The organism is Paenibacillus baimaensis (genome assembly GCF_025567575.1).
In genome coordinates, this window is the sequence record NZ_JAOQIO010000079.1 from 1 (window position 1) to 11,349 (window position 11,349).

The following is an 11,349-nucleotide window of genomic DNA, read 5'->3' on the forward strand; positions in this document are numbered from 1 at the left end:
CATCATACCGAGGCGCTCCTTTTTTGACAAAGCCCATTTCTTAGGCTATACAGGAATGTTTAGTTGAACGATTAATGTATTGTAGACCGTCTAACAGCGTCGTTTACTGCATCATATAAAATAGCTTCTCTGAGGTCATGCCCAATATGTATTGTGCATTCAGATAAGTGGTCATAACCTCCAGTACGCTTCCTCTTAATTTTCTTTCATAAAAAATTTTTTTCTGCCCATTGTATCCTTAAATTAATATTTTCCGAACCCATCCTCACACGTAATATCCAATTCAAGAATGTCGTAAAGATTTTGTTTGGAATCCTCTAAATTTTTTTGAGCGTTTTCAATTTCTGATATTTTTTCTTTAATAATGCGTGTTTGTTCATCTTTAGAAAATCCATTTTTCGAGATCATGGATTTTATTTCATTAATTGAAAAACCAACAGCTAAACAATTTTTAACAACACCTAGATGCTGAATGATTTCTACAGCATAATTCCGATAATTATTCTGATCTCTCAGAATATATTCATCTGTGATAATGCCTATTTTCTCATAGTAACGGATAGTCGATATAGGAAGGTCAACAATTTTTGCTACTTCACTAGACTTCATATTAATCACCTCGATTTTTTCTCTTGCTATAAAGTATACTTCATAGTTTACAATTCTCCTAGTGACGATAAATGACATATAGTCCGATCTCACAAATATTATAATAGGAGCTACTAAAATGACATCTTCAATTCAAAACAAAACAAACGATTTCAATAAGATCGCCTTGGAACGCCATTCCGTTAAAGTCTACGATCCAGAAGTGAAAATCAGCCGGGAGGAAATGACCGAAATTTTGGCGAAAGCTTCCCTTGCCCCTTCTGCCATTAACATGCAGCCGTGGCGTTTCCTTGTCATCGACAGTGCTGAAGGCAAAGAAAAGCTTGCACCTCTAGCCTCCTTCAACCAAACGCAAGCTCTGACTTCCGCGGCTGTCATTGCGGTATTTTACGATGCAAACAATATTGAATATATTGATGAAATTTTCGGCAAAGCAGTGGAACTTGGCTACATGCCACAGGACGTCATGGATATGCAATTGCAGATGGTGAAACCTTATTATGCGAATACGACCGCATCCGACCTGCGTGACATGAACCTGATTGACTCGGGCCTCGTTTCGATGCAGCTGATGCTTGTTGCCCGTGCCCACGGATATGACACTAACCCGATGGCCGGTTATGATAAGGACCAGATCGCTGAAGCTTTTGGCCTGGACAAAGACCGTTTCCAACCGGTCATGTTGATCTCGATAGGAAAAGCAGCCAAAGAGGGCTATCCTTCCTACCGCCTGCCGGTTGAAACGATTACAACTTGGGCATAATCAACAGTTACTCTCAAAGACTAACATAACTATAGATGCTGTTATTCATGATTATCATTCACGCACATTTGCAAGTTAAACCTGATCATGAGCAAACCAGTTAAAGAACTGATTACCTCTACACGCCAAGAGGAAGGTAACATCTCCACGGAGCAAGAACACAAATACATCATGGTCAAACAATGGAAAGACGAAACCGCTGCGCAAGCTCATAATACCAGCGCACATTTTCAAGCTTTCGTGCAACAGGCGGTTGCTTTCATGGCAGCAGCAATGAACGTAGAAGTATTTTCCGGAGCGTATAAACCAATCTTCTAACGCAAAAATAGATCGGTTTCGGGTCACGTTCAAGTGATTCAAAACCGATCTATTTTTGTTTTAAGCTATAGATGTGCAAAAACTGATCAGAAAATTCTAATATATAATTAGACAATATCATTCAACTGGGTACGATCATTTTTCTTGGCTGCCGTTACGATCGCCTTTTCCGGGATCACGCCTTGCTCATAGACGTAATCGGTCCAGTCTACAATTTATTATATAATAAAGTACTGAAAAATAAAGTATTAGCCGTGAAATAAAGTTGTAGACTACGAGCGGGCATTAAGCGAACGGGCAGGATAGATGAATTTTGTGAATATACTTCAGGTATGCGAACGATAAAAAAATAAGTTTAACTTTTAAGATTAAAGACGTGCTACAATCTTCAGAGTTCACTGAATTCGTTAAAGGAAGTACGATCGCAGAAAAAAGAGGTCGAACCAGTAAGTTCTGGTGACCTCAAATCCGATCGGTTAGGTTATGAATTCATGAGAGATATAACCGGGCTAAAGAACAGGAAATCTTGCTAGGCCTGACAGACATCCAATGCAAGTGACGATCTATTCTTTAGTGCTAAGTGACAACAAGTGTTTTAGATTGTCATCAATAAATTGATTATCGGCACTGTTGATTCCACGACCGGCAAAATGGCCCCAGATCGATTGGATTGGTTTCAAGACAGCATTAGGTATACGCTTAGCTTCGTATTCATTATCGTCCGCTGTGCAGAAGAGATCCGTGCTTCCCGGCATGATACAGGCAAGAGCTTTTATGCTCTGAAGTGCTTTATCAAAGTCTCCGTTATAGGAGGGGTTTGCACTGATATCTGCATGTTGGCCTGTCCATAACATTGCCAGAACATTATGAGGATCCATATTCATAAAGCTATCTTCCCAGACACCAGCTACAAAATCCTCCAATGTGTCAAATCCCATCTCACGGTAAAGCTCTTCTCTATAAAACGCATGTGATAGTCCCCATCCCGCATACACCCGACCAACGGCACGCATGTCTGTAGAACTTAGTTGGTTTAATTTACTTGAGTCGAAGCCGACTGCAGATAGCAGTGAGGCTTTTACACCTTCCAGCACTACATATGTGTGAGGCCAAGGTTTGGCGATGCCTCCGAAAGGTGCGATTCGTTCGACCATCTCCGGGTAACTTGCCCCCCATTGAAATGCCTGAATGCCGCCCATCGACCACCCGACGACGAGAGCAATCTTTTGAATACCGAATTTTTCGGTCAGCAGTTGGTGCTGGAATCGAACGTTATCATAGATGGTTACCTGTGGAAAGTTAGCCCGATCAAATGGAGGAGGCGTGTTACTGGGAGAGGAAGATAGCCCATTGCCCAGCAAATTGGGAACGATAATAAAATATTTCTCTGGATCGAGTGCCATCCCGCTGCCAATGAGCCATTCATTCTGAACATGCTGATCCCCAAAAGCCGTTGGATAGACAATAACATTATCCTTCTGTTCATTTAATTTTCCGTATGTTTTATAAGCAAGAAAAGCATTTGGTAACGTCACTCCTGATTGTAAGAGTACATCACCCAAATTAAAAATTTCATAGTCCATCGTATAGTCGCTCCCTTCAAAATGAAAAACCACATGTTCACTGTGATCTCTTGTGCTCAGTATAGAGCTGTGATACTCTCAATAAAAGTGAATAGAATTCAAGATAGCATTCAATAAAATTGAAAGATGAAGGGGGAGCATCGGATGGAATTGCGTCAACTGAATACGTTTTGTACGGTTGCAACAACATTGAATTTCACGCGGGCAGCAGAAGTGCTGAGCTACGTTCCTTCCAACGTCACGATGCAAATTAAAGCATTGGAAGATGAGCTAGGTGTTCGTCTCTTTGATCGGTTGGGCAAGCAACTCGCGCTCACAACTGCGGGTAAACGCTTTTTAACACACGCCCAAGGCGTTCTTGAAAAAATGGACGAAGCTCGTAGTGCTGTCCATGATAATGAAAAACTAAGTGGTACCTTAACGATAAGTGCGAATGAGGTTATTTGCTCCTACCGGCTTCCACCTGTCTTCCAACGGTTTCGTTCGCAGCATCCGGGAGTTCGTCTAATCTTCCGCTCAGTTCCGAATCAAGAGCTCAAGCAAACGCTCTTTGAGGGAACCACGGATATTGTTTATATGTTGGATGAACCCATTCGCTCGAGTGGACTTTCTGTGGAACCTTTGCTGGAAGAACATTTCCGATTGTTAGCTGCTCCAGATCACCCACTCGCCAAACGAACTGTGCTTCAGTTGGAAGATTTTCACGGAGAAGTATTCCTGACGAATGAAAAGGGTTGTCCTTATCGAACTATGTTTGATCGATCATTTGAGAAAGAGGGCATTGATAGCATTACATATTTAGAGTTTCAAAGTGCTGAAGCCATTAAACAATGTGCAATTTCAGGAATCGGTATTGCCTTTCTTCCTGAGATCGTCGCGGAATCCGAAGTTGAACGCGGAGAACTTGTTGTCCTCCCATGGCAAATTCCGGACTTGCAGGTATATACACAGATGTTATGGCATAAAGACAAGTGGCTTTCACCAATCATGTTATCTTTCATAGAAGCAACCAGCGCAGTTTTTGGTTCACAGAATGAGAAACTAGTTTTTCCGACCAAGGGCAAGAACTTAACTCCATAGCTGAAAAGGTTAAGAACATGGACCAATGTCGATTAGAATATTAATCTGTTTCGTTAAGCTCTAACGGGACACGTTAGTTCAACCATGAATAGGCTGCCGGCGCGATCGGCAGCCTATTCAACTATCGGGCAGGTTAACGCGGAAAATATATCTTGTGAAAATACGGTCCAAATGTGATAAAATTTGGAAAACTTTGATTGGAGATGTGGTCCAATGGCATATGACCCGATTCTGTTTTCAATACCTGAGGCGTTTGAAAGTAGACGTTTACTTATTCGTGCTCCAATATTAGATGATGGTATCAAAGTAAATGAAGCGATAAGAGAAAGTATTGATGATTTACTTCCTTGGATGCCCTGGGCAAAAACCATGCCTACACCAGAAGAGTCAGAGGCAAACATACGAAAAGCGAGATTAAAATTCTTAGAACGCTCCGATATGAGGTTACTCATATTGTTAAAGGAAAATGGAAAGTTAATCGGCAGCAGTGGGCTTCACAATATTGATTGGAAGGTACGAAGATTTGAAATTGGTTACTGGGTTCGTTCATCTTTTGGAGGTCAAGGGTATATAACTGAAGCTGTAGAGGCTATTACGAACTTCGCCATTCATGAGTTACAAGCTAATCGTGTAGAAATTCGATGTGACTCAAAAAATATAAGAAGTTATAGAGTAGCTGAGCGTTTAGGCTTTACCTTAGAAGGAATTATACGAAATGAAGAACTTTCTGTTGATGGTTCATTGAGAGATACTATGGTATTTTCTAAAGTTCGCGGTGTGGAGTTTTAATTATATGTCCAACCTTTTACGGTTGAACTCCTAACGGAGTACAATAGCTTAACACCAGAGGGGCTGGAACGTAGCAAATCTTTGCACCGAGAAAGGGCAGTTTTCTTAATAACAATGCGTAGACAAATGTGTAATAAATACGAAGGAGGTAACAGCCTGATAAACTTATTCGATCTTATTCAATTTGTTAGTCCGTATTATACAAACAAAGACATCATGCACGATTTGAGTCATATTGAGAGGGTGCTCAATTCCGCAAAAAAACTACTGAAGCACTATCCACAAATAAAGGACTTAGACTTAATTATATATAGCTGTTATTTTCATGGATTTATTTATTCACAGGAAGATTTAATTAGAGATTATTTGATAAAACAAGGATTGGACGGAGAAATAATCAACAAAATCGTTAAAGTTTCATGGGAGTCACAGAAGGATGAGATTCCAGAAACGTTGGAAGGTAAAATTCTGCATGATTCTCACATGGTTGAAGGAGGTAGAACATATTTAATCGTAAAAGCATTATGTACGGGTACGGCGAGAGGGCAAAATTTAGAAGAGACCCTCAATTACCTTGAAAATAATGTGATTGGGAAACGAGAGTGTTACTTGCCAGAAGCTAAAGCTATTTATTTTGAGATGCAACAATTTGCAAGTACATTTATTAAAGATTTGAGAGAAGGCTTGAAGCCAGTTTAACTACGACGAAGAACGATAGTTTAATGAAGATGAAAGGAGCTGTCGCCGTGGCGATTTGCTCCTGTTGTTGAAGTAACGGGCAGTTTAGTTGAAGATTAATTAAGGGGAACCGTATCATAAGTAGGGCGAATTATTTGGCCTTAAACGCTTTGATTGAAATATTAATCCCGTACTCGGGCCTGCTAGTCTGCCCGGGCTTGTCATAGTTAGATTCGGGGACAAACTGACTTTAGCCGTACGGAGGTTCACCCGTACGGCTAAAGTCGGTACTATATTAGAAGGATCCGAAGCGGCTGCCTGCGGCCACGCCTTTGGGGGCTATGCGTTCGGGAGGATCGGCGGTTTGACGGCGAGTCCGGGGGGAGTAATCCCCCGTCTTACCCTACTATTTTTTAACCACAGGAACCCAAAATTCGCCATAGAAAGTGCCGTCACCAATTTCTTTACGATAAGTCGCATTTGGACCGCCGATGTAAGCATAGTCGGTGATTTGTGACAAGACTTCGCCAAAAGCACGGTAAGTCAACTGATCAAACAAAGTTTCCTTGTCGCCGGTTCCTGCGACCACGATGTACTCGCTCTCTGGAAACTCGATGATGCGTGTTGCGTCAGCCACCGATTTGCTAGCTTCTACTGCGAAATAATTCCACGGTCTGCCTTGATAAACCTCGTTGACTGACCATTCGCGATCATCTTTTGCCGCCGCTTTGAGCTTATCAAAACGCCCGTCAGCCTTGAGTCCTCCCCAAAACTCTGCTTTTTCCTTTTGCAAGGCTGGAACGTCTTGGAAATTGGTTTGAATTGAAAAACCATACGCGGTCAATGTAAATGATTTTTTATGTTCAACTGTGTAATTTGCCATTGGGAGTGCTCCTTTGACTGAGATTAGCCTGCTACTTTTTTTGCACGAAGCCACATTTCGCCGTAGAATGTACCGTCTTCAGCTGCTTTGACGAATGTTGAGTTACCAGGACCAACGTATTTGTAGTCTGTGATTTCTTGTAGCAGGCCACCGAAAACTTTGCCTGTTATTTCGTCGGCAAGGCGGTCTTTGTCAGCGCCTGTGCCCGGCACCACGAGGTAGTCCCCAGCGAGGAAGTCGAGGACGACCGCCCCTTCCACGTCGTATGCACCCATCACGCCGAAGCCGCGCCAAGCCTTGCCGTCCATGACGTAGTTGATTTGATATTCTTGCCCGTCAGCGAGCGCGAGAAGTTCAGCCAGCTTGCCGTTTTCCGTGATTTCAGCTTTTTTCGCTGCAGTTTTTGCAGCATTACCTGCCCAGTCGTTGAAGTCTTCAAATGAAACACCGAAAGCAGTCATTTTGTAGTTTTCTGAGATGGTTTGGATGGAGTAGTTAGACATTTTGTTCTCTCCTTTGTGGATTATTCTTTACAAGATTGATACTATTCGCTAAATGTATCAAAAAACGATACCTTTTATCGATTATCAAAAAGTAGTGCAGAAACAGAATCAAAGTCAGTACGGATGCTACATTTATGATACAATAAAATCATGAAGAAGACAGAACGAGTGAACCTGATCATGCGCTTCATCAATAACCGCGCCCATTTTACGATTGCAGAGATTCAGCGGGAGTTCAAGATTTCTCGCGCGACGGCGATCCGCGACATTAACGAGATTCAGGCGATGGGTTTTCCGCTGACGACCGAGCTTGGGCGCGGGGGCGGCTACAATGTCCTGCAAAATCAGTATCTGTCCGCCGTCCGTTTCACGCCAGAAGAGCTGAAAGCGATATTTATCAGCTTTATCGCCTCGAAAAATTCGCAGTTGCCTTATTTGCAAAATCGCCGCTCCATCACTGAAAAACTAATCGGCAACGCGTCGCAAACCCAGCACGACGAGCTGATCGAGCTGAATAATATCTTGCTTTTTGAAAATACAAATCCCGCTAATCCGAATCTTTTGGAACTCGATGATGCGGCGCCTGCGGAGTTGAACCAGTTGATTTCGCTTGCCGCGCGGGATAAGCACTTGCGCTTGACGTATGAGCCGAGTCCTGGCTGGCCGCAGTTGATGGACATTTTTTTGATTCATATTTTTAACTCAAACGCTCGTTGGCTGGTCGAGGTTTATGATCTTGATACCGATGAGTTTCGTTATTTGCCTGTTGAGATGCTGCGGGATTCGGCCATTTCTGACCAGAAGATGAGGTGGTCTGAGCAAGAGATTTTAAGCAAAAAACGGCTTGGCGCACGTGAGTCCAATCTGATTGTAAAGCTTGATACAACTGGTATTCAGCGCTTTAAGCGCTTGCACCCGCCGGGGATTATTTTGTCCTTTACAGGGATGTTCCAGTCGAGTGGGATTTTCAATGCTCAACTGGATGTGACCAATGTTGAGGCGCTAGAATATTACGCGGATTGGCTTTTGTTTTTGGGGAAAGGGGTCGCGTTTGAACGGATTCCTGATGAGCTGCGCTTGATTTTGGAAGAGCGGTTAAGGGGAAGTGCCGACACGTTAACAAAAATACATGCTAGGAGTTAAGCCCAAATAACTACGCCAACCGCAGCCCGGTCAAGGTACTGCCTACTGCGATGACGGTCATCGGTATTCAACGGCTCATGCTGACAATGTGAGAGCTGCCGTCATGATTGAACCGCGGTCGTTAAGGCCTTTTACCAGTCGATATGTTTCAATTGCTACGTGATCCTCAAAAGGGCTAGCCGTTCCGCTTGAGATCGGCCAACACCTGCTGCGCTGGTTACAAAACGTGCATACCTCCGCCTGAATGAGGAGAATACAACAGGCGATATATCAGAACGCCGTGGCGCTCGAATATTTCGCCTTTGAGCTGATACGGTGATGCTTACCATACCAAACCCTAAAACTAATATTATTGACTTCAGCGACCCTGTTGAGTTTGTTTTATTTATGAAGCAAGGCAATGTAGATAGGGTGAAACGGGTAATATAAAAGCTAAAGGTGACCACAATGGGTCACCTTTTATTTATGATAGGGATGGTTATTGATTATGCGATACGCTCGATAAACCTGTTCAAACAATATCGTTGTTTTTAGGCCAAAGTCCATTTCCATCTGACTTAAGGTCAGAGTCTCATCGTATCGTATATTAGATGAACCCACAATTGCGGTACCATTTGAAGACATCCTTCGCTATGTTTTTGGTTTGTTCGGAAAACTAAAAACATAGCGAAGGATTTTTCTAACCTTTTTTCAATTTTCCTCGCTCGCTACGATCTGACTCCTATTTTGACGCGGTTTTGCTCTGTTATTTTATTGAATGCGCCTAAGTAGATTCATTTTTTAGAATATGGCGTTACCCCCTTTGTATATAGGTTATCCACTAACTCGAAAAATTCTTCTGGCGATAAATCCTTTTGTCGCTGGAGCCAAAGACGAAATAGATCGTTCCGTGTATAAATTAATTGGGAAACTGGCACGCATGATCATTGGCCTCGTACAACGGGGGGAATCATTTTCTCCTGAGAAAGCAGCCACTCTTCATGAAGGTGTAGCCTAACCTGAATTAATACCGTCGTACGTAGGTTGGCCCATTCGCAGGATAACAAAGAAAGCACGGAGTACCGAATACCCGTTACTTAAGGGCACAGACCCATATATTAAACACGATCGGCCTCCATCCCTTGGGCAGGTATAACGAAGGAAGGCAAGGGCATAGACCCGCTGAGATCTGGGAGGGTGAACCCCCGAGGACAGTATGGAGAATACGTGCAGTAAATGGAATAATGAGGAAGTTAAAATCTGATCTTCTGTTTATGCATGCCTTCATGGTCGATTGGGTGGGTCACCATCTGTTATTATACCGTTATGTCATTTTTTAAAGGGTATAATCCTGCGAATGAGCGAGCATATGTGAGAAAAACCCTTAAAACCGAGGGAAGTAACGGGCAGATTAGTTATAATTGGCATAATAATAGTCCTTATAATTGGATCTTTGACTGAACCAATTAATGTGTTAAAGTGGATCCAAAATGCTTCGGAAATGAGGAATCAAGTGGTGTTGCTAAAAGACGAAATTACATTAGAAGGAACTCGAGTAAGGCTGTTACCGGCGTCACCCGAACATTTAGATGGGTTATTCAAAGCAAGTAATCACAGCGAAATATGGATGTACAGTCCGTCAACAATAAGTAAGCATGAAGATTTGGTATCCACAATGAATCAGTGGATGAAGTCAAAAGAACAGGGATTACGATATCCGTTTGTGATTATTGACAAAAGTACAAATGAGATTGTTGGCAGTACCGGTTACATAGACTTCTCACCACAAAACAGAGAATGCGAAATAGGTGGAACATGGTTGGACCCCAGGGTTTGGAGAACAAAGGTCAATACGGAGTGTAAGTATCTTTTACTGAAATATGGCTTTGAAGAATTGAACCTCGTTCGAGTACAATTCCGTACGGATGTAAGAAATGAAAGATCCAATCGAGCAATTCAAAGAATTGGAGCAAAGTTTGAAGGGGTCTTGCGGCAAGAGATGATTTTGCACGATGGGTATGTTCGAGACTCTAATGTATATAGCATTCTGGATAAAGAATGGGAAGACGTAAAAGCCAGATTACTTGGTTATTTGAGAAAAGAAGATATCTACTAAAGGGGTCACAGTCCCTGCTAGATTTCATTCAATAGGTATTGTACATACGGATCCTGATAGCTCTTCACTAAAGGAGTACGTTAACACAATAACACCAGGACGAGGCTGCCAGCACGATCGGCGGCCTCCATTACGTTAACGGGCAGGTGAGTTGAAAAACTTACTGTTTACATGCGAACGTATATTCGATATCCTAATGTTGTAGTTTCCAAATTCAGGGGAAAGTATAAAAGTTTCATATCTTACTGTGAGGAACTTATGTTCAATATTTAGAAGAATCCCATTATGACTGATGATGAGAGGGAGAGGGAATGACGAAAACTGGAATCGTTTTGGTTTCTAGCGTATCTATAATTCGAGCAGACAAAGTTTTGATAATAAAAGAAAACAAACCATCTGTCAGGAATAAATGGAATTTTCCGGGCGGAAGGATAGAACCTGGTGAAGATATCCTAGATGCCGCACGTAGAGAAGTAAAAGAAGAAACCGGATATGATGTCAAACTTATAGGAACAACGGGCATCTATAATTTTATTAGCAACACAAACAATCAAGTCATTATGTTTCATTTTACCGGTGAAATTATTGGAGGTTCTCTTCAATTAGATGATATTGAGATCAGTGAATGCAAGTGGATCATGGCATCCGATTTATTGATTCCTAATCTATACGAAATTCGTGGGGAAGATGTTATTGAACAAATTGTAGAAAACCTCATAATTGGAAAGAATCATTCATTATCTCTATATAACCAAAAACTGGGCATGTAGACACTACGCTAACGGCTACGCTAGCACAACAATAAGCAACAAAGATTAAACCCTCTCAGTTCTAGCAAAGCTAGAGATAACTTATACTTGGGAGGGTTTTTATTATGACTTTAAAGGATTTATGGATGCTGTATG

Annotated in this window: 13 protein-coding genes; 8 read left to right on the forward strand and 5 right to left on the reverse strand. The window is 42.1% G+C overall.

The window, feature by feature from the left end; genetic code table 11:
* Positions 1-243: 243 nt before the first annotated feature.
* Complete coding sequence (locus OB236_RS19165) at positions 244-609, reverse strand: helix-turn-helix domain-containing protein (protein WP_262685442.1); 366 nt, start codon at positions 607-609, stop codon at positions 244-246.
* Between the two features lie 118 nt (positions 610-727).
* On the opposite strand from OB236_RS19165, the gene OB236_RS19170 reads away from it, so the two are divergent.
* Both OB236_RS19170 and OB236_RS19175 read left to right on the forward strand, forming a co-directional pair.
* Entirely contained in the window at positions 728-1,372 is a 645-nt protein-coding gene (locus OB236_RS19170) for a nitroreductase family protein (protein ID WP_262685443.1), read from the forward strand.
* 87 nt (positions 1,373-1,459) lie between these two features.
* Entirely contained in the window at positions 1,460-1,690 is a 231-nt protein-coding gene (locus OB236_RS19175; RefSeq protein ID WP_408638495.1) for a putative quinol monooxygenase, read from the forward strand.
* Positions 1,691-2,253: 563 nt separating this feature from the next.
* Here the strand turns inward: OB236_RS19175 and OB236_RS19180 are convergent.
* Positions 2,254-3,273 (reverse strand): alpha/beta fold hydrolase, encoded by a 1,020-nt coding sequence (locus OB236_RS19180; protein WP_262685444.1) that lies wholly within the window; start codon positions 3,271-3,273, stop codon positions 2,254-2,256.
* Positions 3,274-3,417: 144 nt separating this feature from the next.
* Between OB236_RS19180 and OB236_RS19185 the strand changes: the two genes are divergently transcribed.
* From OB236_RS19185 to OB236_RS19195, 3 genes are all read left to right on the forward strand, one after another.
* Entirely contained in the window at positions 3,418-4,353 is a 936-nt protein-coding gene (locus OB236_RS19185; RefSeq protein ID WP_256872278.1) for a LysR family transcriptional regulator, read from the forward strand.
* A gap of 213 nt (positions 4,354-4,566) precedes the next feature.
* Positions 4,567-5,142 carry a GNAT family N-acetyltransferase gene (locus OB236_RS19190; RefSeq protein WP_262685445.1) on the forward strand — a complete coding sequence of 192 codons (576 nt, stop codon included), beginning with the start codon at positions 4,567-4,569 and terminating at the stop codon, positions 5,140-5,142.
* Between the two features lie 114 nt (positions 5,143-5,256).
* The gene (locus OB236_RS19195) at positions 5,257-5,841 is read left to right on the forward strand and encodes a hypothetical protein (RefSeq protein WP_262685446.1); all 585 of its coding nucleotides are present in this window, start codon (positions 5,257-5,259) and stop codon (positions 5,839-5,841) included.
* Positions 5,842-6,226: 385 nt separating this feature from the next.
* On the opposite strand, the gene OB236_RS19200 is transcribed toward OB236_RS19195, so the two are convergent.
* The gene (locus OB236_RS19200; RefSeq protein ID WP_262685447.1) at positions 6,227-6,703 is read right to left on the reverse strand and encodes a GyrI-like domain-containing protein; all 477 of its coding nucleotides are present in this window, start codon (positions 6,701-6,703) and stop codon (positions 6,227-6,229) included.
* Between the two features lie 23 nt (positions 6,704-6,726).
* On the reverse strand, positions 6,727-7,206 hold the full coding sequence (locus OB236_RS19205) for a GyrI-like domain-containing protein (RefSeq protein WP_262685448.1): 480 nt from the start codon (positions 7,204-7,206) through the stop codon (positions 6,727-6,729).
* A 168-nt stretch (positions 7,207-7,374) separates the two neighbouring features.
* Here OB236_RS19205 and OB236_RS19210 point away from each other — a divergent pair, with 168 nt between their 5' ends.
* Positions 7,375-8,349, forward strand: coding sequence for a helix-turn-helix transcriptional regulator (locus OB236_RS19210; RefSeq protein WP_262685449.1), 975 nt, complete (start codon positions 7,375-7,377; stop codon positions 8,347-8,349).
* A gap of 459 nt (positions 8,350-8,808) precedes the next feature.
* Here OB236_RS19210 and OB236_RS19215 read toward each other — a convergent pair whose 3' ends face one another.
* Positions 8,809-8,973 carry a 23S rRNA (pseudouridine(1915)-N(3))-methyltransferase RlmH gene (locus OB236_RS19215; protein ID WP_262685450.1) on the reverse strand — a complete coding sequence of 55 codons (165 nt, stop codon included), beginning with the start codon at positions 8,971-8,973 and terminating at the stop codon, positions 8,809-8,811.
* Positions 8,974-9,841: 868 nt separating this feature from the next.
* Here OB236_RS19215 and OB236_RS19220 point away from each other — a divergent pair.
* Both OB236_RS19220 and OB236_RS19225 read left to right on the forward strand, forming a co-directional pair.
* Positions 9,842-10,444, forward strand: coding sequence for a GNAT family N-acetyltransferase (locus OB236_RS19220; protein ID WP_262685451.1), 603 nt, complete (start codon positions 9,842-9,844; stop codon positions 10,442-10,444).
* A 311-nt stretch (positions 10,445-10,755) separates the two neighbouring features.
* Complete coding sequence (locus OB236_RS19225) at positions 10,756-11,214, forward strand: NUDIX hydrolase (RefSeq protein ID WP_262685452.1); 459 nt, start codon at positions 10,756-10,758, stop codon at positions 11,212-11,214.
* Positions 11,215-11,349 lie beyond the last annotated feature (135 nt).

Coding starts and splice junctions, on each gene's coding strand:
- OB236_RS19165 (WP_262685442.1), bottom strand. CDS start 609: ATGAAGTCTAGTGAAGTAGCAAAAATTGTTGACCTTCCTATATCGACT.
- OB236_RS19170 (WP_262685443.1), top strand. CDS start 728: ATGACATCTTCAATTCAAAACAAAACAAACGATTTCAATAAGATCGCC.
- OB236_RS19175 (WP_408638495.1), top strand. CDS start 1,460: ATGAGCAAACCAGTTAAAGAACTGATTACCTCTACACGCCAAGAGGAA.
- OB236_RS19180 (WP_262685444.1), bottom strand. CDS start 3,273: ATGGACTATGAAATTTTTAATTTGGGTGATGTACTCTTACAATCAGGA.
- OB236_RS19185 (WP_256872278.1), top strand. CDS start 3,418: ATGGAATTGCGTCAACTGAATACGTTTTGTACGGTTGCAACAACATTG.
- OB236_RS19190 (WP_262685445.1), top strand. CDS start 4,567: ATGGCATATGACCCGATTCTGTTTTCAATACCTGAGGCGTTTGAAAGT.
- OB236_RS19195 (WP_262685446.1), top strand. CDS start 5,257: ATGCGTAGACAAATGTGTAATAAATACGAAGGAGGTAACAGCCTGATA.
- OB236_RS19200 (WP_262685447.1), bottom strand. CDS start 6,703: ATGGCAAATTACACAGTTGAACATAAAAAATCATTTACATTGACCGCG.
- OB236_RS19205 (WP_262685448.1), bottom strand. CDS start 7,206: ATGTCTAACTACTCCATCCAAACCATCTCAGAAAACTACAAAATGACT.
- OB236_RS19215 (WP_262685450.1), bottom strand. CDS start 8,973: ATGTCTTCAAATGGTACCGCAATTGTGGGTTCATCTAATATACGATAC.
- OB236_RS19225 (WP_262685452.1), top strand. CDS start 10,756: ATGACGAAAACTGGAATCGTTTTGGTTTCTAGCGTATCTATAATTCGA.